The 25,946-nt window shown below is 72.7% G+C and carries 20 protein-coding genes and 1 riboswitch; of the genes, 7 read left to right on the forward strand and 13 right to left on the reverse strand.

What is annotated here, in order from left to right:
• Positions 1–456 precede the first annotated feature (456 nt).
• Both PV796_RS04495 and PV796_RS04500 read left to right on the forward strand, forming a co-directional pair.
• Positions 457–2,190 carry an ABC transporter permease gene (locus PV796_RS04495; protein WP_342456955.1) on the forward strand — a complete coding sequence of 578 codons (1,734 nt, stop codon included), beginning with the start codon at positions 457–459 and terminating at the stop codon, positions 2,188–2,190.
• Between the two features lie 43 nt (positions 2,191–2,233).
• Positions 2,234–3,625: an ABC transporter ATP-binding protein gene (locus tag PV796_RS04500; RefSeq protein ID WP_274911577.1), complete on the forward strand. Its 1,392-nt coding sequence runs from the start codon at positions 2,234–2,236 to the stop codon at positions 3,623–3,625.
• 9 nt (positions 3,626–3,634) lie between these two features.
• On the opposite strand, the gene PV796_RS04505 is transcribed toward PV796_RS04500, so the two are convergent.
• The 5 genes from PV796_RS04505 to PV796_RS04525 form a co-directional block, all read right to left on the reverse strand.
• Positions 3,635–4,054 carry an ArsR/SmtB family transcription factor gene (locus PV796_RS04505; RefSeq protein ID WP_274911578.1) on the reverse strand — a complete coding sequence of 140 codons (420 nt, stop codon included), beginning with the start codon at positions 4,052–4,054 and terminating at the stop codon, positions 3,635–3,637.
• Positions 4,055–4,224: 170 nt separating this feature from the next.
• Positions 4,225–4,698, reverse strand: coding sequence for a winged helix-turn-helix domain-containing protein (locus PV796_RS04510; RefSeq protein ID WP_446750556.1), 474 nt, complete (start codon positions 4,696–4,698; stop codon positions 4,225–4,227).
• A gap of 56 nt (positions 4,699–4,754) precedes the next feature.
• On the reverse strand, positions 4,755–5,030 hold the full coding sequence (locus PV796_RS04515; protein WP_274911580.1) for a hypothetical protein: 276 nt from the start codon (positions 5,028–5,030) through the stop codon (positions 4,755–4,757).
• Positions 5,031–5,183: 153 nt separating this feature from the next.
• The gene (locus tag PV796_RS04520) at positions 5,184–5,522 is read right to left on the reverse strand and encodes a hypothetical protein (RefSeq protein ID WP_274911581.1); all 339 of its coding nucleotides are present in this window, start codon (positions 5,520–5,522) and stop codon (positions 5,184–5,186) included.
• A gap of 128 nt (positions 5,523–5,650) precedes the next feature.
• Positions 5,651–7,300, reverse strand: a complete 1,650-nt coding sequence (locus tag PV796_RS04525; protein WP_274911582.1) for an NRAMP family divalent metal transporter — start codon at positions 7,298–7,300, stop codon at positions 5,651–5,653.
• A 300-nt stretch (positions 7,301–7,600) separates the two neighbouring features.
• Positions 7,601–7,774: riboswitch (M-box (ykoK) riboswitch) on the reverse strand.
• Between the two features lie 407 nt (positions 7,775–8,181).
• Between PV796_RS04525 and PV796_RS04530 the strand changes: the two genes are divergently transcribed.
• Entirely contained in the window at positions 8,182–10,944 is a 2,763-nt protein-coding gene (locus PV796_RS04530) for a SpoIIE family protein phosphatase (RefSeq protein ID WP_274911583.1), read from the forward strand.
• 60 nt (positions 10,945–11,004) lie between these two features.
• Here PV796_RS04530 and PV796_RS04535 read toward each other — a convergent pair whose 3' ends face one another.
• Positions 11,005–12,186, reverse strand: a complete 1,182-nt coding sequence (locus PV796_RS04535) for a serine hydrolase domain-containing protein (RefSeq protein WP_274911584.1) — start codon at positions 12,184–12,186, stop codon at positions 11,005–11,007.
• A 529-nt stretch (positions 12,187–12,715) separates the two neighbouring features.
• Here PV796_RS04535 and PV796_RS04540 point away from each other — a divergent pair.
• Positions 12,716–13,507 (forward strand): SDR family NAD(P)-dependent oxidoreductase, encoded by a 792-nt coding sequence (locus PV796_RS04540; RefSeq protein WP_274911585.1) that lies wholly within the window; start codon positions 12,716–12,718, stop codon positions 13,505–13,507.
• Between the two features lie 58 nt (positions 13,508–13,565).
• Here the strand turns inward: PV796_RS04540 and PV796_RS04545 are convergent, their stop codons facing one another.
• Both PV796_RS04545 and PV796_RS04550 read right to left on the reverse strand, forming a co-directional pair.
• The gene (locus tag PV796_RS04545; protein WP_274911586.1) at positions 13,566–14,495 is read right to left on the reverse strand and encodes an ATP-grasp domain-containing protein; all 930 of its coding nucleotides are present in this window, start codon (positions 14,493–14,495) and stop codon (positions 13,566–13,568) included.
• A 254-nt stretch (positions 14,496–14,749) separates the two neighbouring features.
• Positions 14,750–15,916, reverse strand: coding sequence for an acyl-CoA dehydrogenase family protein (locus PV796_RS04550; protein WP_274911587.1), 1,167 nt, complete (start codon positions 15,914–15,916; stop codon positions 14,750–14,752).
• Positions 15,917–16,077: 161 nt separating this feature from the next.
• Between PV796_RS04550 and PV796_RS04555 the strand changes: the two genes are divergently transcribed.
• Complete coding sequence (locus tag PV796_RS04555; protein WP_274911589.1) at positions 16,078–16,950, forward strand: MaoC/PaaZ C-terminal domain-containing protein; 873 nt, start codon at positions 16,078–16,080, stop codon at positions 16,948–16,950.
• Between the two features lie 36 nt (positions 16,951–16,986).
• Here PV796_RS04555 and PV796_RS04560 read toward each other — a convergent pair whose 3' ends face one another.
• Positions 16,987–18,765 carry a hypothetical protein gene (locus PV796_RS04560; protein ID WP_274911590.1) on the reverse strand — a complete coding sequence of 593 codons (1,779 nt, stop codon included), beginning with the start codon at positions 18,763–18,765 and terminating at the stop codon, positions 16,987–16,989.
• Between the two features lie 334 nt (positions 18,766–19,099).
• Between PV796_RS04560 and PV796_RS04565 the strand changes: the two genes are divergently transcribed.
• Complete coding sequence (locus PV796_RS04565; RefSeq protein ID WP_274911591.1) at positions 19,100–20,137, forward strand: NAD-dependent epimerase/dehydratase family protein; 1,038 nt, start codon at positions 19,100–19,102, stop codon at positions 20,135–20,137.
• Between the two features lie 135 nt (positions 20,138–20,272).
• Positions 20,273–21,328, forward strand: a complete 1,056-nt coding sequence (locus PV796_RS04570; protein WP_274911593.1) for a mevalonate kinase family protein — start codon at positions 20,273–20,275, stop codon at positions 21,326–21,328.
• On the opposite strand, the gene PV796_RS04575 is transcribed toward PV796_RS04570, so the two are convergent.
• From PV796_RS04575 to PV796_RS04590, 4 genes are all read right to left on the reverse strand, one after another.
• Positions 21,321–22,433 (reverse strand): radical SAM protein, encoded by a 1,113-nt coding sequence (locus PV796_RS04575; RefSeq protein ID WP_274911594.1) that lies wholly within the window; start codon positions 22,431–22,433, stop codon positions 21,321–21,323. The genes PV796_RS04570 and PV796_RS04575 overlap by 8 nt on opposite strands.
• 157 nt (positions 22,434–22,590) lie before the next feature.
• The gene (locus PV796_RS04580) at positions 22,591–23,439 is read right to left on the reverse strand and encodes a carbohydrate ABC transporter permease (RefSeq protein WP_274911595.1); all 849 of its coding nucleotides are present in this window, start codon (positions 23,437–23,439) and stop codon (positions 22,591–22,593) included.
• Positions 23,436–24,380, reverse strand: a complete 945-nt coding sequence (locus PV796_RS04585; protein WP_446750674.1) for a carbohydrate ABC transporter permease — start codon at positions 24,378–24,380, stop codon at positions 23,436–23,438. Before PV796_RS04585 ends, PV796_RS04580 begins: the two co-directional genes overlap by 4 nt.
• Before the next feature lie 14 nt (positions 24,381–24,394).
• On the reverse strand, positions 24,395–25,687 hold the full coding sequence (locus PV796_RS04590; RefSeq protein WP_274911597.1) for an extracellular solute-binding protein: 1,293 nt from the start codon (positions 25,685–25,687) through the stop codon (positions 24,395–24,397).
• Positions 25,688–25,946: the final 259 nt, after the last annotated feature.

The following is a 25,946-nucleotide window of genomic DNA, read 5'->3' on the forward strand; positions in this document are numbered from 1 at the left end:
CGGTCGGGGCGGCGTCGCCGCCGTCGCGTCAACGGCACACCACGACGCCTCCCCCTCCATCTTGCGAGGTGTCCGGGCCCGGCGCGAGACCTCTCGGCGCCGGGCCGCTGCGGCGTGCACGGAGCGGCGTGCGACGGTGACTCCCCGCTGGTTTCCCGGTAACTCCCTGCGTTTATTTGCATACGAATGCAACAAGCGGCAGACTTTGCGCGGTATTTCCGCGGCACGCACACGAGGAAGGGAGGCGGCCGTGAGCGGCGAACCTCATAGTCCCGGCTGTCTTCCGGGCAGCGCCTGACCTCCCTGTCCCCTTCCCCAACTCTTCGTCCTCGTTGCCGGCGCCGACGTTCTCGCGCGCGCCGGTGACCGTTCTGTCGTGGTCCGGCTGTGCCATCGTCGGTCCGCAGACCGTCGTGCACCGGGGGGTGTCCCGTGACGTTTCCGTCGTTGTCCGCCGTGTCCCGCGCCTCGTTGCCCGCCCGGGTGGCCGGGCGGCTGGCCCGCATGCCGTGGATGGACGTGGCGGTGGCCGCGGCGGTGCTGGTGGGGATGTATCTGTTGCTGCGGGCCGGCGGCACGGGGACGCCGGTGTCGTTCGACCCGTCCCATGTCGTCGCGGTGGACACCGATCCCGCGAAGCTGCCGTACTACGCGGCGCGGAGCCTGCTGCGGATGTTCGCCGCGCTGGCGGCCGCGGTCACCTTCGCCGTGGGGTACGCCTATGCCGCGGCGCGCAGCCGGCGGCTGGAGCGGGTGTTGATCCCGGCGTTGGACATCCTCCAGTCCATACCGGTGCTCGGCTTCCTGACGGTGGCGGTGGCCGGATTCGTCTCGCTCTTCCCCGGCTCGACCCTCGGCCTGGAGTGCGCCTCGGTCTTCGCGATCTTCACGTCGCAGGCGTGGAACATGGCCTTCGGCTTCTACCACGCACTGATCACGCTGCCGCGCGAGTTGGACGAGGTCTCCCGCTCGCTCCGCTTCACCCGCTGGATGCGGTTCTGGCGGATCGAGCTGCCGGCCGGCGCGATCGGCCTGGTGTGGAACGGCATGATGAGCTTCGGTGGCGGCTGGTTCTTCCTGGTCGCCTCCGAGGGCATCAGCGTCGCCGGCCACAGCTACCCGCTGCCCGGCGTGGGCTCGTTCGCCGGCACCGCCATCGCCGACGGGGACCTGGGCAAGGTCGGCTGGGCGGTGGCCACCATGGCGGTCATGGTGACGGCGGTGAACCTCGTCTTCTGGCGCCCGCTGACCGCCTGGGCGGAGCGGTTCAAGAACGAGCAGTCCGAGGCCACCGACGTGCACCGCTCGCTGGTGCTGAACCTGCTGCGCCGCTCGCCCTGGCCGCGCCGGTGGGGCCGACTGCTGCGCCCGTTGGGCGAGTTGCTGGGCCGGGCGGGGCGCATCCTGGGCACCGACGATCCGCCGCTGGCGGGCCGCCGGGCCCAACGGCGCACCGGCGACCTGGTCTTCGCGGTGGCGGCCGGTGGGCTGATCGTCTGGGGGCTGGCCGATCTGCTGGGCTACCTCCACCACCGCACCGGCCTCGGCGTCTTCGTCGAGCCGCTGCTGCTGGGGCTGGCCACGCTGGCCCGCGTGGTGCTGCTGGTCGCGGTGGCCACGGTGGTGTGGGTACCGATCGGCGTGAAGATCGGCTTCTCGCCGCGACTGGCCCGGATCGCCCAACCGCTGGTCCAACTGCTGGCCAGCTTCCCCGCCAACTTCCTCTTCCCGCTGGCGACCTGGTTCTTCCTGCGGACCGGGCTGTCCCTGAACGTCGGCGGGGTGCTGCTGATGGCGCTGGGCGCCCAGTGGTACATCCTCTTCAACACCATCGCGGGCGCCGCCGCCATCCCCGCCGACCTCCGCGAGGCCATGGACGACCTCGGCGTCCGCGGCTGGCAGCGCTGGCGCCGCCTGATCATCCCGGGCATCTTCCCCTCGTACGTCACCGGCGCGCTCACCGCCTCCGGCGGCGCCTGGAACGCCTCGATCGTCTCCGAGGTCGTCACCTTCGGCGGCACCTCGCTCTCCGCCACCGGCCTGGGCGCCTACGTCTTCCGGGCCACCGCCGAGGGCAACTACCCGCATCTGCTCGCCGGCGTCGCGGTGATGGCCGCCTATGTCGTCGCCCTCAACCGGCTGCTGTGGCGCAGGCTCTACCGCCTCGCCGAGGCCCGCTACGCGCTCTGACCCCCGCCCGACGAGACACCCGCCCGACGAAAGGAGCCGCGCCGTGGACCCCAGCGCCCTCCGGGACGCACCCGTCCGCCCGACCGACGACGAGGTCCTCCTCGCCGCCCGCGCCCTCACCAAGTCCTACGCCGGTGCCGGCGGCGAACTCCCCGTCCTGGCCGGCATCGACCTGGAGATCCGCACCGGCGAGATCGTCGCGCTGCTCGGCCGCTCCGGCTCCGGCAAGTCGACCCTGCTGCGCTGCCTGGCCGGCCTGATCCCACCCAGCTCCGGCAGCGTGGTCTACCGGGGCGAACCGCTGGCCGGCGCCAACCCGGGCAGCGCCATGGTCTTCCAGACGTTCGCCCTGCTGCCGTGGCTGACGGTGCAACAGAACGTCGAACTCGGCCTGGAGGCAAGGGGGTTGCGGCGCGCCGAACGGACCGCAGCGGCCCTCCAGGCGATCGACCTGATCGGGCTGGACGGCTTCGCGTCCGCCTACCCCAAGGAGCTGTCCGGCGGGATGCGGCAGCGCGTCGGCTTCGCCCGTGCGCTGGTCGTCGAGCCCGATGTGCTGATGATGGACGAGCCGTTCTCCGCCCTCGACGTGCTCACCGCCGAGAACCTCCGCGGCGAGCTGCTGGAGCTGTGGGAGTCGGGCCAGTTCCCCACCCGCGCCGTCGTCCTGGTCACCCACAACATCGAGGAGGCGGTGTTGATGGCCGACCGCGTGGTCGTCCTCGACACCCGGCCCGGCACCCTCAAGGCCGCCTTCGACATACCGCTGGCGCGCCCCCGCGACCGCGGCGCCCCCGAGTTCGACGCCCTGGTCGACCGGCTGTACCGGGTGATGACCGGCCGCGACAAGGAACCGGGGCCCGCCCGGCTCGGCCGCCCCGAGACGTGCGACCCCGGGCGCCGCACCCCGGCCAACACCCCGCTGCCGCAAGCCAGCGTCGACGGAATGGCCGGCCTCGCCGAGATCCTGGCCCGGCGCGGCGACCGCTGCGATCTGGCCGACCTCGCCGACGAACTCGGGCTGGAGGTCGACGACTTGCTGCCCATGGTCGACGCCCTGGACCTCCTCGGCTTCGCCGTCGTCCACGGCGGGGAGCTCCAACTCACCGGCGAGGGCAGCGGGTTCGCCGGCGCGGACGTCCAGGACTCCAAGAAGATCTTCGCCCGCGCGGTGCTCGACTCGGCGCCCCTGGTCCGCCTGATCGTCACCAGTCTCCAGCGCCGGGACGGCACCCTGCGCGCCGGGTTCTTCCGCGACCTGCTCGCCCACCACTTCACCGGCGAGCAGATCGCCCGACAGTTGGAGACCGCCACCGACTGGGGCCGCTACGCCGCGCTGTTCGGCTACGACGCCGGCCCGGAGCAGTACACCCTCGACGAGGGCGGCACCGGCCTCGACGTCCGACGGCCCGGCGCGTACCCGCCCACCGGCTGACCGGCCCGCTCAGGCTCCCGGCGCCGGCCGCGCGCGGAGCCGGCCGCGCGCCGCGCCGCGCGCCACCGCCGCCTCGCCGGCCGCCGCGGCAGCCGTCGCCGGAGCCTGGTCCGTCGCGCCAGCCGGCGGTGCCTGGGACGCCACCACGGCGCCCTCCAGCAGCGTGCGCACATGGTCGCCCGCGACGCGGTAGAAGATCCTGGTGCCCTCCCGGCGCGACACCACCAGTCCCGCCGCCCGCAGCCGCGCCAGATGCTGCGACACCGCCGCGACGTGCGCGCCGACCAGCTCGGCCAACTGCCCCACGGCGTGCTCGCGTTGCGTCAGCGCCCAGAGCACCTGGAAACGCGTGGTGTCGGCCACTGCCTTCAACACGGCAACGGCCTGCTCGAATCTCGGGTCGGCATCGGGTGGGGCTTGCGCATCCATGAAGGGAGTCTAACGACTGGCGCCGCCGGACGGCACGAACCGAATGCGCCCCGCACCGGCCGGAGCGGGCCGCGCAACTCCGCCGGGCCACCGGGGCGTTCCGGGACGGGGAGCCCGGCCCGACGCCGGCCAGGGCCGGGGCGCGGGCACCTGGCCACGGGGCAGCAGCCTCATGCCGCGCCGCCCGGGCCGAGCACGTCACTGCGGGTGGCGGGGACCGCCGTCGGGTCGAGGGCGTAGCCGACCTGCCGCACGGTCCTGATGATCGCCTGGTAGCCGGGCCCCAGCTTGCGCCGCAACCGGGCCACGTGGACGTCGACGGTGCGGGTGCCGCTGACCGCCGTGTGCCCCCACAGCGTCGTCAGCAGGTGACGCCGGGAGTGCACCCGCCGGGGGTGCGCGACGAGATGGGCCAGCAGCTCGAACTCCATGAAGGTCAGGACGAGATCGCGCCCGCCCGCGCGGGCGGTGCGCTGTTCGGTGTCCACCATCAGGCCGGCCACCCGGTGGCGCGGCCCGCTGGGGGCGGGGCCCGCGCCGGCGGCGACGGACCCGCGGTCCGGGGCCTGCGGGGGTCCGGCGTCCGGTATCCCGAACCTGCAGTTCCCGTGGGCATGGTGGAGGCGTGCGTAACGCAGGCACATGGCGGTTTCTGACCTTCCGGGCGACGGTTGGGGAGGGGGTGTCTGGTGGGTCGCGGTCACGCCTCGGGCCGCCAGTGGGCTTCCAGTCGACGACGGCCATCGGGGTCGGCGACGGAGCGCCAGTGGGCGCGCGGGCGCCGGCGGGTGCGGTCCGCCGACGGCCGCCGAGTGGCCGGCGGCTCCAACACGTGCAGGACGGGGCTGTCGACGGCACCTCGGGCGAGCCGCTCGACGACACCGCGCAGGACGGTCCTGACGGCGTGGGCGGACGGGGCGGTCGGGGCCGCGGGCGAGCGCAGCGGACGGATGTGGATCACGGACAGAACGGACATGGCGCACTCGCCTCCGTGCGGATGGCGGAAAAGGGGAAGGGAAAGGAGGGAAGAGGAGAGGGGCAAGTTGCTTAAGCCGTAAGGGAGTTGTCTGGATCCGCGAGCCGGGCCCCTGGGGGCCGGCTCAGGGACCGGCCCCGTGCTCCCGCAACGTCAGGCGCGACCCCGCGGCGTGGCCGCCGCCTCGGTGAGGCGATCGGCCGCGGGGAGCGGAAGATCGGCGAAGTCGGCCAACCAGTGGGCATCGTGGCCCTGCCGGGCGAGGAGGTAGGCCAGGTGGACCCGCGGCTCGTAGGACGTCTGCGGGCCCGGGCAGAGCGTGCAGTTGTCCGGCGTTTCCAACAGGTAGGTGCGCTCGGCCCCGTCGTGCAGGGCCAGTCGGACCCGCGGGCAGCGGTGGTCGGGGACGGCCTGCCGATCGCGGCGCCGATCGGAACCGGTACGGGGACGCGGGAGTCGGTCCAGTTGGTTCAGTTGGTTCAGGAGGCGCATGACTGCTGCCCTCCCCTCTCTGTTCGGTGCGGTGTGGGCTTGCCGGCCGGCAGGAGTGCGGGTGACTGGCCGGCCCCGGGACGGTGAAACGGCGGACACGCCATCCCGGACTACGCGCGTGACAACGCTCAGTGCCCCAGGGCGAGTTGCACGATGCGGACGGCGACCAGGACCATCGCGGCCAGCAGATAGGCCCGCAGGGCGGTGAGGCCCACCTTGCGGCCGGTGGAGATGATCGGCGTGGGCAGGTGGTCGAGCGGCGGCATCCGCCACTCCTCCTTGCCCGTGCGGTCCACGCGCGCGGCCAGTGCCCAGCCCTTGCGGCGCCGGCGAGCCTCGGCGTAGCCGAGGGCGAGGATGCCGGCGACGCCGCAGACGCCCATGATGTCGAGGATCGCGTCCGAGCTGATGTGCGGGAACAGCACGGCGGCGGTCAGGATGATGGAGAGGGCGACCAGGACGGCGACGACGAAGGACGTGAAGACGTTCATCGCCCGCCCGTTGACCCACGGTCCGAGCACGGCCTTGTCGTTGCAGAGCAGCAGCAGGAAGACCGAGGCGGAGGGCAGCAGCACCCCGGCGAGGGTCTGCACGCCCTCGGTGAGCAGCCCGAGCGGGGAGCCGGGGATGACCACGATGACCGCGGCGGCCAGGATGAGCCCGGCGAAGACCGCGTAGAAGCCCTTGGCGCTGCGCACGCCGCGGTGCAGCGAGTGCTTCAGGCCCAGCACGTCGCCGATGGCGTAGGCGGTGGAGAGCGAGACGGCCGAGGCGCCGATGATGGAGGCGTCCAGCAGGGCGATGGCGAACAGCACGCCGGCGGTCCGGCCGGCGTACTTCGTCAGGCCGGCGGCCACGTCCTCGGCGTCGGTGAAGTTGCCGAACTCGCCGTGCCCGGCGAACGCGGCCGCGCAGAACCCCATCATCGCGGCGGCGCCGACGACCACGACGGCGATGCCGATCCACAGGTCGGCCTTCTCGTAGCGCATGAAGCGCGGGGTGATGCGCTTGTCGATGACGTAGGACTGCTGGAAGAAGAGCTGCCAGGGGGCGACGGTGGTCCCCACGATGGCGATGATCAGCAGCATCACGTCCGACAGTTGGGAGTGGTGCGGCAGGCCCGGGACGACGAAGTCGTGCGCCATCTGCGCCGCCGGCGGGTGCACGATGAAGTAGATCGGCACCAGCAGCAGCGACCCCGCGCACAGGGCTATCGCGGTGCGCTCGAACCGGCGGAACGAGCCGGTCGACGCGGCCATCACCACGATCGCCGCCGCCACCAGCACGCTCGGCACCTTCGGCAGCCCGAGGTAGCCGACCGCGAGGGTGATGCCGATGAACTCGGTGACGAGGGTGAGGGCGTTGAGCAGGAAGAGGTCGATGACCGAGAACGCGCCCCAGAACTTCCCGAACCGCTCCAGGATGAGCCGGGCGTGCCCGACCCCGGTGACGGCGCCGAGCCGGAGCACCATCTCCTGGTTGACGTAGAGCACGGGGACGAGCAGCAGCAGGGTCCACAGCAGGCTGGTGCCGTAGTTCTGGCCGGCCTGTGTGTAGGTGCCGAAGGCGCCGGCGTCGTTGTCGCCGACCATCACGATCAGGCCCGGGCCGACGATCGCCAACAGGGTCTTGAGCTTGGCGGACAGGCCCCGGCGCGGGGCGGTGTCGCCCTGCCGGATGGTGCCGAGCGCGCCCCGGATGTCGCCGGTGTGCGCGTCGTCGAGGACCGCGGAGGACGGCGTCGGGGTGGGCGGTGCGGTGGTGGACAGTTCGGTCATGACGGCCTCCCGGTCCCCCGTCCGGGGGAGGTTCGGGGGCACGCGGCGGCACCGTTCCGCGAGTGGGCAGCCCGGGTGCCGGGACGGCGGGGAGCCGTGCCGGTGGGGCCGCGGACGGGCGGAAGCGGGCGTGGAGAGGAGGGGTGTTACCGCGTGCCGGAGGTCAACGAGGACATACGGGTGCGGGGCCAACTGTGGCCCGGACTACTGCAATGGCCGTCCATGTCCCTCGCCTCCTCCCGGCCGGGGCGCCCGGGGCGCCATCACGGGCACGGCAAGGAGCGGACCGGCGCACGGGCCGGCTCACCCCTACTCGTCAGAGCTTTGGCACTCCACGGCGTAATCCCCTTGCCGGGGCAGCCACTTGGGGTCACCCCTTAACCCGGGGAGACCTGTCCTGAACCTGGGCGTCTCTCGACGTCGTGGGGTCAGTGGCCTGTGTCCGTGCAGACGCCTCACCGAACGAGGTGCCTTCGATTTCCTCGAATGCCCAGCAGCATACCGGTCTACTTGCACATGGACGCAACTACTTGACCGAACCTTGACGGCGGACGCGTCGGCGAACCCGGCACGGCCACCCAGCGGTTGGGGTGACGAACAGGGCAACTGCGCGCCGCTCGGGCCGAGTTGGACGGCGCCGCGGACTCCGCGAACGGGAAGCCCCAGACGGTGCCCGCGGCTGCGCCCACCAGACACCATCCACCGGTCCCTCCCGCTACTCCCACCCATCAGGCCCGACCGCCCGGACCCGCGCTCCTCGGTCGAGACGCCATCCCGCACCAACGCCGGGGAGTGCGCAAGCCGCCCCCTCGATCACGTTCCGTAACGGATCGCCGCGCATCCATGGGCAGCCCTGCCCCGGGAGTGTTAGAAATAGCAGCATGGCCGCAGGGTCCGGCCGATATCGGCGCGCAACGGTACGGTCACTGACCGAACGACGCCCGCAGAGCGTCGCGGGGCAGGTCTTCCTGCTCCAACTCGTCGTCGGTCTCCTGGTGGTCCTGGGCGTACTGGGGGCGCTGCTGCTGACCTCCCGGCACGACGCCGAGCAGGAGGCGCGCAACCGCTCGGTGGCCGTCGCGGAGACCTTCGCGCACTCCCCCGGGCTGCCGGCCGCGCTCCGTTCCCCCGACCCGACGAAGACGCTGCAACCCCTCACCGAGGCCGCCCGGAACCGCGCGCGGGTCGACTTCATCGTCGTGATGAACACCCACGGCATCCGCTACACCCACCCCGAGCCCGCGGAGATCGGCAAGCGCTTCGTCGGCGACATCAAGCCCTCGCTGGCCGGCAAGGTGGCGGTGGAGAGCGTGAACGGCCCGCTCGGACACGAGGTGCAGGCCGTGGTCCCGGTCACCGACGCCCACGGCTCGGTGGTGGGCCTGGTGTCCGCGGGGATGAAGGTGGCGAGCGTCAGCCGCGCCATCGCCGCCCACCTCCCGGCGATCTTCGGCATCAGCGCCGCGGCGCTGGTGCTCGCCACCGCCGCCACCTGGGTGATCACCACCAGGCTGCGACGTCAGACCCGCGGGCTGGGGTCCGTCGAGATGGGCCGCATGTACGAGCACCACGAGGCGGTACTGCACGCCGTCCGGGAGGGCGTGGTCATCGTCAGCGGCGACGGGCGGCTGCTGCTGGCCAACGACGAGGCCAGACGGCTGCTGGCACTGCCCGAGGACGCCGAGGGACAGGAGGTGGCCCGGCTGCCGGACCTCGCCCCGGGGCTGGCCGAGCTGCTGTCCTCCGGCCGCGCGGCCACCGACGAGATCCACCAGGCCGGCGGCCGGCTCCTGGCGGTGAACCAGCGGCCCACCGACCGCTACGCCGCCGGCACGGGGACGGTCGCCACCATCCGCGACTCCACGGAGCTGCGGCTGCTCTCGGGCCGGGCCGAGGTCGCCCACGAACGGCTGCGGCTGCTGTACGAGGCCGGGGTGAGCGTCGGCACCACCCTGGACGTCGCGCGCACCGCCGAGGAGCTGGCGGAGGTCGCGGTGCCGGGCTTCGCCGACTTCGTGACCGTCGACCTGGCGGCACCCGTCCTGCACGGCGACGAGCCGGCCGCCGGCGGCGCCTACCAGATGCTGCGCACCGCGACGCACGGCATCCGCGCCGACCACCCCTTCCGCCCCTCCGGCACCTCGATCACGTTGGTGGGCGGCACTCCGCAGGCGCGCGGCATGGTCGGCGGACACTCCGAGGTCGTGCCCGATCTGTCGACGACCCGCGACTGGCATTTGCAGGACCCGGAGCAGGGCGACCGCATCGTGGCGTACGGCGTCCACTCGCTGATCGCCACGTCGCTCAAGGCCCGCGGCAACATCCTGGGCGTGGCCAGCTTCTGGCGCTCGGAACGGCCGGAGCCGTTCGACGACGAGGACCGGTCGCTGGCCGAGGAACTGGTCGCGAGGGCCGCGCTGAGCATCGACAACGCCCGGCGGTACACCCGGGAGCACGCGCTGGCGGTGACCCTGCAACGCAGTCTGCTGCCGCGCACCCTGCCCGAACAGAGCGCGATGGAGGTGGCGCACCGCTACCTGCCCGCCCAGTCGGGGGTGAGCGGTGACTGGTTCGATCTGATCCCGCTGTCCGGGAGCCGGGTGGCGCTGGTGGTCGGCGATGTCGTCGGCCACGGGTTGCACGCCGCGGCCACCATGGGCCGGCTGCGCACGGCGGTGCACACCTTCTCCACCCTCGACCTCACCCCCGACGAGCTGCTGGGCCACGTCAACGACCTCGTCGAGCAGATCGACCAGGAGGAGGCGGACACCGGCAGCGGCACCGGGATCACCGGCGCCACCTGCCTGTACGCGATCTACGATCCGGTCACCCGGCGCTGCGACATGGCCCGGGCCGGGCACCCGCCGCCGGCGCTCGTCCACCCAGACGGCACCGTGGAGTTCCCCAACCTGCCGGCCTGCCCGCCCCTGGGACTGGGCGGCGTGCCCTTCGAGACCGCGGAGCTGCGGCTGCCCGAGGGCACCCAGATCGTGCTCTACACCGACGGGCTGGTCGAGGAGCGCAGCCGGGACTTCGACGAGGGCATGGAGCTGCTGCGCGGGGCACTGTCCCATCCGGGCCGGTCCCCGGAGGAGAACTGCCGGGCGGTGCTGGCCCGTCTGCTCCCGAACCGCCCGCGGGACGACGTGGCGCTGCTGATCGCCCGCACCCGGGTGCTCGGCCCGGACCGGGTCGCCGCGTGGGAGGTGCCGTTCGACCCCGCGGCGGTCGCGGAGATGCGCTCCCACATCTCCGACAAGCTGACCGAGTGGGACCTCGCCGAGGCCGTCTTCGCCATGGAGTTGGTGGTCAGCGAACTGATCACCAACGCGATCCGCTACGGCTCGCCGCCGGTGACGGCGCGGCTGCTGCGGGACCGCAGCCTGGTCTGCGAGGTGGCCGACGGCAGCAACACCTCGCCGCACCTGCGGTACGCGGCGATCACCGACGAGGGCGGCCGCGGCCTGTTCCTGGTGGCCCAGCTCACCGAGCGCTGGGGCACCCGCTACACCCCCCAGGGCAAGGTCATCTGGGCCGAACAGCCGCTGCCGCCGGCGACCGAGACGTCCGACGCGGCTGACGCGGCTGACGCGGCTGACGCGGCCGACGACGAGGGTGCCGGTGCGGCACCGGACAGGCCCTGACGCGCGGCGTGCGGCACGCCATCCCGCAGCCATCCGTACCGGACGTCGGAGCGTCGGCGCTCACCGGCACAAGGCGGTGTCCAGGAGTGCCTGGGCGTGGTCGGGGGCGTCCTTGGTGGGTGTGGGGTCGGCGGTGACGGCGACGGTGAGGGCACGGCCGTCGTCGGTGACGCCCGAGCGGGTGCGGTAGCCGGGGATGTCGCCGCCGTGGCCCCACATCCGGCCGCCGCAGCTCAGCGGCGTGCTGATCACGCCGAGTCCGTACCGGGCGCCGGGCCACAGGCCGGAGGCGGCCGGGACCGTGGTGCGCATCTGGGCGAGCTGCGCGGGGGCCAGCAGTTCACCGCCGAACAGCGCGCGGAAGAACCGGTTCAAGTCGCCCGGGGTGGACACGAGTTGACCCGCGGCCCACGCCCAGCCGGGGTCCAGCTCCGTGACGTCCGTCAACGACCCGCCGGGCCGGACCGGGAAGTAGCCCTCGGGATGGGGCGCGCGGAGCCGCTCGTCTCCGACGCCCGGGAAGTAGGTGTGGCGCAGCCCGATGCGGTCGATGACCCGGCGGGTGATCTGCTCGGCCAGCGGGCGGCCGGTGACCTTCTCGACGAGCAGGCCGGCCAGCACGTAGTTGGTGTTGCTGTACGACCAGTTGGTCCCGGGGGCGAAGAGCGGCTGGTGCGCCAGCGCCAGGTCGAGCAGCGTGCGGGGTTGGACATAGCGGTGCCGGTGGGCGGGGATGTCGCCCAGGAACTCCGTGTAGTTGGGCAGTCCGCTGGTGTGTTGGAGCAACTGGCGCACGGTGATGCGGCGCCCGTCGTTGCCCTTGCCCCGTACCAGTCCCGGCAGATAGCGCTCGACGGGCGCGTCCAGTGCGATCTTGCCCTCGCCGACGAGTTGGAGCACGACCGTGGCGGTGAACGGCTTGGTGTTGCTGCCCGCCCGCACCTGCCCGTCGAGGGGCACCCTCGCCCCGGTCCGCAGGTCGGCGACGCCGGCGGCGTAGTGGTGGGTGCGCCCGTCCCGGTCCGTGGTGGCGGCCAGCGCGGCGGGGAACCGGTCGTCGTGCACCAGGTGTTGGAGCCCCTGCCGCACGGTGTCACCGGTGCCGTGCTCCTGCACCGCGGTCGCGGGCCGCACGGCGCTCACGGCCAGGGAGGCGGCCAGCACCGCGACCATCACCCCCAGCCGACACCCCGTCGTGGGCGCAACTCCACGGCGCACGGCTCGATGAGAACGCTCGGTCATGGCAAACCCTCCTGGCGCGCTCGGCAACCACGGCAGACATCCGGACCCTCCCAGACTGCGCGCTACGGCCCCGCCGCCCCATCCGGGCAGCCGGCACATCCGAGGTGGGGCTAACCACACCCCGCGACCGCGAACCGACTCCCCCGCCCCCAAGGCCGCCCCGCCCGGTCATCCCTCCCGCACACGCGTGTGCGTCCCCTCCCCTCGCCGGTCCGTCCGCGTTGACCCACCCAACGGGACCGTCGGGGAACCGTGGAGGAGCCCCGGCTCCTCCGTGGGGCGCACGACCACGGTTCCCTCGTGAGTCCATGCGCCCCGTTTAGGCCCGCTGTCGCGGCGGGTACGTTTCGTTACGCACGGCAACTCACGGGGTCGCAGGAGTTCCGCCTCGGGAGCCCGGTTCAGGAGTTCGCCCCGGGAGGGCGGCGGATCCGTGCGCGCGAGCTGCGACCGGGTCTCGACACGGGGCGCTGGGCGGACCGCGGCGACCAACTGTGCTTTCTCTACGGGGAGATGAGGGGAGATCACCTTGGCTGACCGACCCTATCCGTACCGCACCGCGCTGATCACCGGCGCCTCCAGCGGCATCGGCGCGGCCCTGGCCCGGCGCCTGGCGGCCCAGGGCGTCTCCCTGGTGCTCGTCGCCCGGCGGGCGGCGCGCCTGCGGGAGCTCGCGGAGGAGCTGCACCGCGCGCACGGCGTCGAAGTGGAGGCGCTGCCCGCGGACCTGACCGACCCCGAGCAGCTCCGACGGGTGGAGGCCCGCCTCACCGACCCGGACAAGCCGATCGAACTCCTGGTCAACAACGCCGGTTCCGGCGCGGCCGGGGTCTTCGCCCACCTCCCGGTGGACGGCGAGGAGGCCACGGTGCGGCTCAACAGCCAGGCTCCGGTGCGGCTCACCCGGGCCGTCCTGCCGCGCCTGCGCATGGCGGGCCGCGGCGGCATCCTCAACGTCTCGTCCATGAGCGGCCAGTTGCCCTCGCCCTCGCTCGCCACCTCCGCCGCGACCGAGGCGTTCCTCACCCACTTCTCGCAGAACCTCGCCATCGAGAACCGCGGCTCGGGGGTCCATGTCACCGCGCTGGTGCCGGGCCTGACCAAGACCGACTACTTCGCCGCGAACGACTTCGGGCCCGCGCCGATGCCGAAATTCCTGTGGTTGGGCGCGGACCAGGTGGCCGCCGCCGGTTTGAAGGCGGTCGCGGCCGGCAGTCGGCGCTGCGTGCCCGGGTTCCCCTACAAGCTCGCGAGCGTGCTGCTCTCCTTCACCCCGCCGCCGCTCAAGCGGGCTCTCGGGCGGTACGTGTGGCGTCGGTGACGGTGCGGGCGGTGGGCGCCCGATATCCCACCGGGGACCAGGCACCTGAACCGCCGTCCTACGCCTCGGCGTTGATGCCGGCCAGCAGCCTGTCGACGTAGGCGGTGAGGGCGGGCAGCACCGTGGTCATGCGGGGGCGCCAGCCGGGGACGGCGTTGACCTCGCAGAGGGTGTGGCCACCGTCGGCGGTGAAGAGCAGGTCGACCCCGGCGATGCTCAGGCCGAGCGCCGCGGCGGCGCGGACCGCCAGGGCCTCCGCCTCCGGGTAGCGGCCCAGGCAGAGTTCCGCGGTGGCACCCCGGGCGAGGTTGGAGGCCAGGGAGCCGTCGCGCGAGCTGCGGATCTGGGCCGCGACCGGCTCGCCGTCCACGATGAACACCCGTAGGTCCCGCCCGTGGGAGGGGGCGACGTATTCCTGGAGGATCAGCGGCACCTCCTCGGCCAGGCTGCCCGCCACCGCCCGCAGCAGGTCGGTGTTCGGGGCCAGGAACACCCCTCTTCCGTTGCGCCCGTTGACCGACTTCACCACGCACGGGGCCACCACCTCGGGGCTGCGCACCACGCCGGCGAACGGCGCCGTGGCGTACGACAGGGAGTCGGGCACCGGCAGTCCGGCCGCGGCCAGTTCCTGCAACTGCCACATCTTGTTGCCGCACCGCTGGTGGGAGTCGGCCGAGTTGACCAGTACCGCGCCCATCCGTTCCAAGTGCCGGAGCAGGGTGAACTCGCGGTGCTGCGTCATGGTGCCTGGTGTCTGTCGCACCAGGACGACCTTGGGCGGCGGGACGTCCAGGCCCCCGAGGGTCTGGAGCACCAAGCGGCCGTCCCGCACGCCGAAGAGGAGTTCGTTGGAGTGCCAGACGGCGAAGCGCGGGCCGTACGCCCGCTGCAGCGCCGCGGCCAGCACGCGGGTGGCCTTCATCAGGGGCACCGGGTGCTCCCGTACCAACACCCACACCTCGGCGGGCGCTTCGATCGCCGACGACATCCCAGGCTCCTCTCCCCGGCCTCAGCGCCGGCGCTCCGACGCCCTGGCGATCCTAGAGGGTTCGCCGGGGCGCGGTCAGGCGCCCACGTGCAGCCGGGGACGGTCCGCAACAGGCCGGGGAGCCTCGTCGAAGCAGCGCCCGCACGCCCGCCCGGCGGGTCGGATCGGCCGGCGCGGTGAGGGCCTCGGAAAGCGGCACCGAGGAGGGCCGCCGGGGCGCGGGTGTCTGTGCCAGGCATCCGGGCCGGGGGACGTCAGGCGTCCAGGCCGCCGCGGCGCACCAACTGACGGGCGATGACGTTGCGTTGGATTTCGTTGGTGCCCTCACCCACGATCATCAGGGGGGCGTCGCGGAAGTAGCGCTCCACGTCGAACTCGGTGGAGTAGCCGTAACCACCGTGGATGCGCACCGCGTTGACGGCGATCTCCAGGGCCGTTTCGGAGGCGAACAGCTTGGCCATCCCGGCCTCCATGTCCACCCGCCGGCCGGCGTCGGCCTCGCGGGCCGCGTACAGGGTGAGCTGGCGGGCGGCGGTCAGCGAAGTGGCCATGTCGGCGAGGTAGTTGCCGATGGACTGGTGCTGCCAGATCGGTTTGCCGAACGACTCCCGCCGCTGGGCGTAGGCGAGGGCGTCCTCCAGCGCCGCCCGACCGACGCCGAGCGCGCGGGCGGCGACCTGGAGCCGGCCGGTCTCCAGTCCCTTCATCATCTGCCCGAACCCCTCCCCCTCGACGCCGCCCAACACGGCGTCGGCCGGCGCCCGGTAGTCCTCGAAGGCCAGCTCGCAGCTCTCCACCCCCTTGTAGCCCAGCTTGGGCAGGTCGCGGGAGACGGTGAGACCGGGGCCGGGTTCGCCGAGGAGGACGGAGATGCCGCGGTGCGCGGGCTGGGCGCGCGGGTCGGTCTTGCAGAGAAGGGCGATGAGTTGGGAGTGCCGGGAGTTGGTGATCCAGGTCTTCACCCCGTTGACCAGGTAGGCGTCGCCGTCCTTGCGGGCGACGGTGCGGAGGGCCTGGAGGTCGGAGCCGCCGCCCGGTTCGGTCAGGGCCATGGTCGCGCGGATCTCGCCGGTGGCCATCCGCGGCAGATAGCGGCGCCGTTGCCGCTCGGTGCCGTAGTGCAGCAGCAGCTTGGCGACGACGGTGTGGCCGCCCATCGCGCCGGCCAAACTCATCCATCCGCGGGCGAGTTCCTCGGTGACCAGGACGTAGCAGGGGGTGGAGACCGGGGTGCCGCCGTACTCCTCGGGGACGGCCAGGCCGAAGACGCCGAGCCGCTTCATCCGCTCGATCAGGGCCTCTGGGTAGGTGTTGGTGTGCTCCAGTTCCCGGACGACGGGCTTGACGTCCTTGGTGACGAAGTCGCGCACCGTGCGGACGACGGACCGCTCGTCCTCGGGGAGTGCGTCGAGCGTGCTCATGGGGTGCTCCTCGTCAACGGGCGGTGGGCAACGGGTGTTGGGGCGGGGGCGGGGCGTCGCCGGGCACGGGGCGGATGGTGGAGGGTGGGTGGTGGTCGGGTCGGTGGTCCGCCCCGTCCGGTTGATCACCAGCGTGCCGTGCCCTGTGGAAGGACGCAACGATGCCCACTGCCCAGTCCCCGTTCGGCCCCGCCCTGGATGCCTGGCGGCCGGAGCCCGTCACCACCGAGGACCCGCTGCCGCCCGGGCCGGTCGAGGCGGTGTCGGCACTCCTCGACCTGCCCGAACCGGCCGCCGCCACCGGCGGTCCGCTGCCGCCGCTGTGGCAGTGGTTCTACTTCCTGCACTGGCCCGCCCAGCGTGCGCTCAGCGCCGACGGGCACCCGCACGACGAGCGCTTCCTGCCGCCCGTCCCGGACCGGCAGCGGATGTTCGCCGGCGGGCGCTGCGAGTTCGTCGAGCCGCTGCGCCTGGGCCGGCCCGCCACCTGCGTCGGCAGTCTGGGCGCGGTGACGCCCAAGCGGGGCCGCACCGGCGAGATGCTGTTCGTCACCGAGCGCCGGGAGTACCGCCAGGACGGGCGCCGCTGCCTGGTCGAGGAGCAGGACTACGTCTACCGCTCGGGCCGCACCGCCGACCCGGGACTCCCCACCACGCTCGACGCGCGGGGCGCCCCCACGGCCGAGGACCCCTGGCAACTGCCCCTCCAACCCGACCCGACGCTGCTGTTCCGCTTCAGCGCGCTCACCGCCAACACCCATCGCATCCACTACGACGCGCCCTACTGCCGCGCCGCGGAGGGGTATCCGGGCCTGGTCGTGCACGGCCCGCTGCTGGCCCTGCTGATGCTCGAACTCGTCCGCCGCAACGCCCCCGAACGCCGGGTGCGCGCACTGGCGTACCGACTGCGGCGCCCGGTGTTCGCGGGCGAGCGCCTGCTGGCCGCCGGTACCGCCTCGGGCGGGCGGGCCGGCCTGCGCATCGCCACCCACCGGGAGACGGGCCACGCGACCGGCGAGGTGACGTTCGACTGAGCGGCCGGGGCCGGCCGACGGGCCGGCCCCGGCCGCTCATACCTCCAGGGCGAAGTGGATGCCCTCGTAGGCGAGCCATTGGGCGTGGGTGTGCAGCCCGTAGCGGAGGTCGGTGGTGGGTTTCCAACCGGGCGGGGGCGCGGGCCAGTTGAGGGGGTCGGGCGTGGTGCGGGGGGTGGTCGGTTCCGGTGGGGTAAGGGGGACCGGGCGGACGGCGGCGCGGACCGCCTCGGCCAGTTCGGTGGCGGTCAGGGGGGCGTCCGCCACTCCGGTCACCGGGTCCGTGGGCGGGGTGCGGAGCAGCGTGGACAGGGCGGTGACCAGGTCGCGGGTGTGCAGGGGGCGCAGCGTCCCGGTGGGGTCGTCGAGGGTCAGCGGGTGGCTGCGCAGGGCGTCCCAGACCAGGCGGCCGATGCGCGAGTCGGGCGGGCAGCCGGGACCGTAGAGGTCGCCGAGGCGGAGGGTGAAGTCCGTTGCGCTGCCCGGGATGTGCAGGGTGAGGGTGGAGGGTTGGTCGAGGGCGGTGAGGTCCAGGAGGGCGGTGGCGGGGCGGTCGGGCGGGAGGTGGGTGAGGAGGGTGACGGGGTGTCCGGCGTCCCGCAGGCCGCGGACCAGGTGTTCGCCGAGCGGGGTGCCGGCGCCCAGGACGGCGACGTGGGGGTGGTCGGTGCGAGGGGGGTCGGTCGGGCGGGGGTCGGCCGCGGGCGCGGCGGCCCGGCGGGGCCGGCGGAGGCGCCCGGCCGCCTCGTGGCCCGCCTCCAGCCCGGCCGCGGTGATCCGGGCCAACTCGTCCCGCTGTGCGGCGATCCGGTCCTCGCCCTGGGCGTGACTGATGCCTCCGGGGCCGACGGTGGCGAGCGCCTCGGCGAGCACGGCGGGGTCCGGCGCGGGGTCCGGGGCGGCGTCGTCCCCGGGGGCCGGATCGCAGCGGAGGCCGTCCCTGCGGTGGACGAAGCCCATCGTGAAGGCGGTGAGCCAGGCGCCCTCGGCCGCCTCGGGGGTGGTGGCTTCGGCCATCCGCACGATGGCCGGTTGCCGTCTTTCCACGCGGATGCCGGAGCCCTCCAGGTACTGCGCGCAGTCGAGGTGGAGCCAGTGGCCGGAACCGGCCCCCCAAGTCCCTTGGAGCGCGGCCCCGTTCGACGGGTCGTCGACGCGTACCGCGCACTGCGCCACGCCCTGCTTGAAGAACGGGAGGACCCGCAGCCCGGTGAGCCGGGCCGCCTCGCGGCCGGGGGCGTCGTGCGGCAGAAAGCACACCGAACGGCGCGGCCCGCGGAAGGCATTGCCGGAGATGCTGCCGTGGTCCTCGTGTTCGGCGAGGCTGGGCACCGAAACGTACGCCGGGATTTTCTGTGCCCGTAAGTAGCGGTTCATGAGGATGTCGTCGGGCCAGCCGTCGAGATGGCGGCGGCCGAAAGCGGCGAATCCGGCGGCGACTTCCCTGGGGAGAATGATGGCCACACAGGGAAAGTACTCATTGACCGCGCCGACCCACCGGGCCCCGGCCATGGCGCCGAATCGCACCGCGGCGCCGTTCCGGGAGTCCCAGAGCGCGAAGAGCGCGAGGGCGGCGTCGGGCATCGCGGAAATCGCCTGCCGGGCGCGGGCGAAGAAGCCATCCGAGAGGATCATGTCGTCCTGGACGACGAGTTGGTGGGTGGCGCTCTCCTCGATCGCCTCCCATGCGCACAGCGCGGTCCGCAATACGGACGGTTTACCGGCCGGGTCGGGGTCCATGACGACGCGCAGGGCGCCCGGTGGGGCGGAACTGGCGAGCCGTTCCGCGGCCGTGCGGCGTTTGGGATGGGTCATCACGGCCCCGCTCAACCGATAACGCGTCATCAATTCCTCCGGTTCTCCGCTTTTCCGGCCCGTCGGTCTTTTGCGTCGCAGCCGGTCGATCCGGCCACGTGAATCCGGACAGTACGGCGGCCCGCACACGCCCCGCAAGACTGCCGAAATGGCGCTCTGGCCCTGCCGATTGGCGCCGGACATGCTGACCGCCGGCCCATGTGCGGTCGGCTCGTGCTCCGTTATGCGAAGAGAGGGATCGATGCCCGGAACGCTGAACGGAAACAGGAACGTCGGGGGGAACGGCAATGCGAGCGGTAATGCGGGTGCCGGTGCGGGGAGTCCGGTGCCCGGGGTGTTGACGGAATCGGTATCGGCGCGGCTGGAGAAACTCCGGGATTCCCGGGTGGTGGTGACCGGCGGCGCCGGGCTCGTCGGCAGCCGGCTGGTGCGGCTGTTGCGCCGGGCGGAGGCCGAGGTGACGATACTGGACCGGCTGGACGCCTATCCGGACGATGCGCACGCCACGCTGTTCGGGGTCGACGGCCTCGGGGCGGATCTGGTGGTCGGGGACATCTGCGACCGGGCCGCGGTGCGCCGGGTGCTGGCCGGCGCCGACTACGTGGTGCACGCCGCCGCCTATGCCGATGTCGCCGCCTGCACCCGCCGGCCCGACATCGCCTTCCGGGCGAACGTCGAGGGCACCCAGGTGGTGTTGGAGGAGGTCGCGGCCTCCGACGTGCGGCGGCTGGTGCTGATCTCGTCGGCGGCGGTGTACGGGAACGGCGAACCCGGTGTACGGGGGCCGCAGGTGTTCCGGGAGGACCAGCGGCTGCTGCCGGTTTCGGTGTACGCCAACTCCAAGCTGTGGGCGGAGCACCAGACCCGGTTGCTGCTGAGCGGCGCGGGCTCCCCGGAGTACGCGGTGTTGCGGTACTTCTCCGTCTACGGCGATCCGCAGGTGCCCAAGCCGGGCAGCCACTCGTGGATGGTCGCCTGGCTGTCGATGCAGGCCCGGCTGGGGCGTCCGATGCGGCTCAACGGCGGCGGGGTGCAGGTGCGGGACCTGGTCCACGTCGAGGACGTGGCGGCGGCCACCGCGCTGGCCCTGGTGGAGGAGGGGATGGCGGGGGCGACCGTCAACGTCGGTACGGGCGTGCCGACTTCGGTCCGCGAGGTCGGGCAGTTGATCGCCCGGCACTTCCCGCGGGTGCACTTCCTCACCACGCCACTGCCGGAGGGCGACCCGCTGGGCGGCTACGCGGACACCGAGCAGTGCCGCGAACTGCTGCGTTGGACACCGGGGATCGACGTGCGGGCGGGCGTGGAGCGGTATGTGCGCTGGCTGACGAGGACCCCGCACGCGGTGCCTGGTTGGCTGAGCGAAGGGTGACGTGCGGGTGAGTCATGTCGGCTCGCACCTCTGGGAGGTGCGGTTCCGGGCGCTCGGTGATCCGCTGCATCCGCCCACCGCTGTGGTCCCGGAGATGTTCCGGGAGTGCAGCTCGACCGGAAGGTTCCAGGCCCGATGAGCGGAGCGACGAGGGTGTCGGGGGCACAGGGCACTACGGCGGTGCCGGCCGCGGGGCAGGCGGTAGTGCCGTGCCGGGCCTGTCTGTCCGGGGAGGACCTGGACTGGTTGGGCGGCCGGTCGGTCAGTCTGGCGCTGGACCTGCCGACGTCGGTGACGGTCCACCCGCCCGGCGCCGCCGGGCCGGGCGGCGGCGGTGCCGGGGACTGGGCGGGCGAGGTGTGGGCGTTCCTGCGCCGCCGGCTGCCCGGGCTGGGGCCGCGACCGCCGGCGGTCTCCACGGACAGCCGGGCGCCGGCGGCCAGCGGCCTGTCGTCGTCGACGGCGCTGATCGTGGCGCTGTTCCGGGCGTTCACCCAGGCCGCGCTGCCGGCCGACGGTGACCCCGGTGGCTGGCCGGTCCCCGCGCGGACGCTGGCCCAGTGGGCGTACGAGTTCGAGTTCGCGCGCTTCAACGGCGGGGGCATGGACCATCTCGCGGTCATCGCGGGCGGGTTGCTGCTGCTCGACGGGCGGACCACCGGCCTGCCGGAGATCCGGCACCGGGTCGACTTCCCCGCGGAGTGGTCCGTCGTGGTGCTCGACTCGGGCACCCGGAAGGACACCCGCGACCACATCCGGTCCGTCCGCGCTCAACTCGCCACCGGGGACGCCCGCCTGGCCGCGTACCGGAAGCGGACCGACGCCGCGTCCGGCGCCGTGTGGGAGGCGGTGCGGGGCCGGGACCTGGCCGCCCTGGGCGCGGCGATGAGCGAGGCGCACAGCGCGATGCGGGACCTGCAACGGATGTCCACGCCGCTGTTGGAGGAGCTGCGGTCGCTGGCGCTGCGCTCCGCCGGCCTGCCGCTGAAGTTGAGCGGGGCCGGCGGGGGCGGGGCGCTGGTCGGCGTCTGTCCGGCCGTCGAGCGGGCCGAGGTGGTGGCGCGGCTGCGGCGGGCGCTCGGCCCGGTGCACCCCGCGGCCCGGGTCATCGGGGCCCGGGCCGCGGCGGGCCTGGCTCCTGCGCTCGCCGCGGCACCGGTCCCCAAGAGGCCCGCCCCCGCGCCTAGATGAACGGGTCGTAGTCCGTGCCGGGCTCCGGCTCGGACACGGTGCCCGCCGCCGCTCCGGCCCCGATGCCGTCGAGTGCGAGGTTGGAGCGGTGGCGGGCGCAGTGGAAGCGGCAGTCCCGGCTCGGGTCCACGATGCCGCGGTCGGAGGTGCGCCAGATCTCCGGGAGGCGCTCGGTCACCGCGTCACCGATCCGGGCCCCGGCGTTGCCCCGGTGGTACGAGCAGACGTACACGCCCGACGGGGTCACCAGGGTGCGCAACTCGGCGACCCGGCAGCGGTGGTAGTCCTTCTCCTGGACGGGCCCGACGCGGTTGCGCAGGGACGTCAGCGTCGAGGAGTTGACGATCTCGAAGCCGTCGCCGGCGAGCGCGGCGGCCTTCCCGAGCTGCTCCTCCACGGAGGCGAGGAGGTCGTCCGGCACCTGGATGATGTGGTGTCCGTCGTCGAACATCGCCTTGGTCTCGAAGTAGTCGCAGCCGATGTCGTGGGCGAGTTCGGCGGCCCGCAGGACCTCGTGGTGGTTGCTGACGACGGTGCCGTCCGGCTCCTGGCGGGTCATGACGAGGAACGAGTAGCCCAGCGCGCCGCGCTTGGCCTCGGCAAGCAGCCGCATGTTGCCGATGACCTTGTCGAAGACGCTGCGGCCCTTGCGGTCGGGGCGGAAGCGGCGGTACGTGGCGCTGGTGCCGGCGTCCACGGAGACCCGCACCCAGGAGGCGTAGGCGGCGAGTTCGGTCAGGTTCTGCTTGATCAGGGTGCCGTTGGTGACCACGCCGATCGCGATGCCGGCCTCGCCGAGGATGCGGAGGACCTGGCGGGTGCCCCGGTGGGCGAGCGGTTCCCCGCCGCCTATCAGGACCACCGCCCGGACCTCCATCTCCACCAGTTCGGCGGCGAGTTCGGCGAGCCGTTCCGGGGTGAAGCGGCCCTGGTTGAGCAGCTTTCCGCTGATGCACTCCGGGCAGGCCAGATCGCAGAACGTGGTCGGGTCCAGGTCGACGACCAGGGGGCCGCTGGAGCGGGTGCCGGTGGCGGCTTCGAGGATCCGGGGCCAGCCGGACGGCTGGTACAGCTTGGACACCAGGTCGAGACGGTCGAACGTCACGTGTTCTCCTGCTTGGTCGGAGGTTCCGTATCCCGGCGGGACGTCGGTCCGCGGGTCGAGCGCGTGCGACATGGCTGTGGGCGGCGGGCCCGTGGAGGGGGGATCGGGCGGCGGCCGGGCGCGCCTCAACGGCGGCCGACCGCCGGTCTTCGGCGACTCATCCCTTGACCGCGCCGGTGGTCAGGCCGGCGGCGATGCGCCGTTGGACCAGGGCGAAGAAGACCGCCACCGGGAGCGCGGTGAGGGTGGCGCCGGCCATCAGGCCCCCGTAGTCGGTGCCGAAGCTGGTCTGGAAGGACATCAGCCAGATGCTGAGGGTCTGTTTGTCGTTGCTGGACAGCAGGACGTAGGCCAGGACGTACTCGTTCCACGCCTGGACCAGCGCGTAGATGGAGGTCGCCACCAGGCCAGGCGCGAGCAGCGGCAGCACGACCCGGCGGAAGGCGCCCAGGCGGGTGCAGCCGTCGGTCATCGCGGCCTCCTCCAACTCGACCGGGACGGCGGCGATGAAGCCGCGCAGCAGCCAGACCGTGAACGGCAGCGTGAAGACGAGGTAGGTGAGGATCACGCCGGCCAGGCTGTCGGTGAGGCCGGCGTCGCTGAGCAGCAGGTAGACGGGGATGATCAGGCCGGCGAGCGGGATCATCTGGACGCCGAGGATGACCAGGACCAGGGCCTTGCGGCCGGCGAAGGCGAAGCGGGCCAGCGCGAACGCCGCGAGCGTGCCGATGAGCAGGGAAATCAGCACGGTGCCGGCGCCGATCAGCACGCTGGCGCGGACGTTGGACCAGAACGTGGGGGTGGCCAGGGCCCGGCGGAAGTGTTCGAGGGTGAGGTGGTCGGGCCAGAAGTGCGGGGGGTCGGCGTGGATCTCGGTGGCCGGGCGGAAGGCGGTGAGCAGCATCCAGTAGAGCGGGAAGGCCAGCAGTGCGCTGACGACGAGCCCGAGGGCGTTGGCGGCCGCGCGGTGGCGGCGCGGGGTCCCGGTGCCGGGGGCGGTGGTCATTCGGCCGCTCCCAGGTGGAGGAGTTGGCGGACGTAGACGACGGCGCCGACCAGCAGCATCAGGACGGTGAGGACGGCGATGGCGGCGCCGACGCTGTAGCGGTTGACGGCGAAGGACTCGATGAACGAGTAGACGCCCAACAGGTAGTAGTCCTTCTCGGGTTGGCCGCCGCGCATCAGCCAGATCTGGTTGAAGACCCCGAAGTCCCAGATGGCGCTGAGCGTGGTGACCAGGACTGCGGTCGGTTTGATCACCGGCCAGGTGACGTACCGGAAGAGCTGGCCGGGGCGGGCGCCGTCGACCAGTGCCGCCTCCTCCAGTTCGGCGGGGACCTGGCTGAGCGCGGCGTGCAGGGTGAGGGCGGCGAACGGGACGGCGCCCCACACCACCACGCCGGTGATCACCGCGAAGCCCTGCCAGGGGTCGTCGAACCAGTTGTGCTTGCTGAAGTCCAGCCCCGGCACCAGGCTGAGCAGCCAGTTGACGACGCCGTAGTCGGCGTCGGACAGCCAGCGGAAGATGGACGCGGCCACCATGACGGGCATGGCCCAGACGGCCACCAGGACACCGGTCATCGTCGTCCGCACCCAGGGCGCCACCCGCCGCATCAGGAGGGCCACCAGCAGCGACAGCGCCATGGTGGCCATCACGCAGGCGACGGTGAACAGGGCGGTGCGGCCGACGACGGTCCAGAAGAAGCCGTCGGAGAGGATCGAGCGGTAGTTGGCGAGCCCGGCCCAGGGGGGTGCGGCCCCGGAGAACAACTCGCGGCGGGTCATGTCCCGGAAGGACAGCAGCACCAGGTCGACGAGCGGGTAGCCGAGGACCGCGGCGAGGGCCAGCACGGTCGGGGCGATCAGCAGGTACGGGAGCGCCCGCCGCCGGAGGGCGCGCCGCCCGCGGGGTGCCCGGCCGGGCCCCGGTGGGCCCGGGTTCTGCACGATCAGCACGGCGGTCAGTGCTCGTTGATCACGGCGTCGATGCGGCGGTCCGCGGCCCGCGCGGCGTCCGCCACCGACTGCTTACCGGTGGCGATGTCCTGGAGCACCTCCGGCAGGACGTTGGACTTCTCAACGGCGCCCCAACCGGGGGCGGTTGGGGTCACCCAGCCGTGTTCGGCGGCCCGCGCGGCCGGGCCGTTGATGCCGCCGGCGGCCACCTCGTGGAGCTGGGCGGTGTTGTTGGGCAGGGTGTCGGCGGCGATCAGGCGGCGCTGCGAGGTGCGGTCGGTGAAGAGCCTGATCCAGTCCTGGGCCAGGTCCTGGTTGCCGGACTTGGCGGGGATGGCCAGGGTGGAGCCGCCCAGGAACGGCGGCAGCGGTTTGCCGGAGGGGCCGGGGAAGGCGAACGTGGCGAACTTCCCGCGCAGCGCGGGGTTTCCGCCCGAAGTGCTGTCGGTGGCGGCCTTGGCCTCCCAGGTGTTGCCGTAGAACATGCCGACCTTGCCCTGGCCGACGACGGCGGGCTCGTCGCCGTTGTCCTTGGAGCGGTCGCCCGTGTAGTAGGCGTCCAGGAGGTCCTTCCACTGCGTCAGCCCGGCGACGGAGCGGGGGGCGGAGAGCGCGCCGTGCCAGCGGCCGTCCTTGCGCACCGCGATGTCGCCGCCGGCGTCCTTGACGAAGGCCATCGCCGCGTACCAGTAGCGGCCCGGCATGTAGAAGGCGGAGAAATTCTTGTCGGCGCTGCCGAACGTGGCCTTCAATTTGTCGAGGTCGGTGCGGAGTTCGGGATAGCTGCGCGGTGGTTGGTGCACGCCGACCTGGGCGAGGAGGTCGGTGCGGTAGATTCCGACGCGAGCGCCCACGTAATAGGGCACGCAGTACGTTTTGCCGCCGTCCTGACAGGCGTCGCGGAGGGCCGGGAGCCATTCCTTGGAATGGTCGAATTTTCCTGGATCCACGGCGCTGAAGGCCCCGTTGACAATGTAATTGGTGGTCTCGCTGTTGCCCATTTCGACTACATCGGGCACTTTCCGGCCGGCCAGCGCGGCGTCGATCTTCTGGTTCTTGGTCGTCCACTGCTGGTACTGCACCGTGACCTTGATCTTCGGATAGGCCTTCCGGAAGCGGGCGTTGACCTCGGACACCAGATCGGGCCAGCTCTCCTGGGCGTCCACGGTCAGCCAGACCGTGAGCTCGCCCGTCCGGTTCGTGGCCGCGACCGGTGTGCCGCCGCCACAGCCGGTCACCGCGCCGAGCACGGCTATTGCCCCCAGGCCCGCCGTTATCCGGGAGATGCGTTCGGCCATGATCTCCTCCGTCGGGTTGTCGGAACCGGCTGTATCTACCCCGGGCACCTCGGCTTTCACCCCGGGAACCCTTTCCGGCCAGAAATTCCGGCGGCCGGAAGTGAGTCATGGCGGAATCCGCGAACGACCACCCGGCAGGCCGGACCATATACCGATCTTGAGTTGGCGTCGGGAAAGCCGACACCGGTTTGACGCAAAAGGCGCGCTCCGCCAATGATCGGCTCTTGACGGTGCCGCCCCCACTGCCTCAGTTTTGCTC

It is taken from the genome of Streptomyces sp. WZ-12 (assembly GCF_028898845.1).
Taxonomy (GTDB): domain Bacteria; phylum Actinomycetota; class Actinomycetes; order Streptomycetales; family Streptomycetaceae; genus Streptomyces.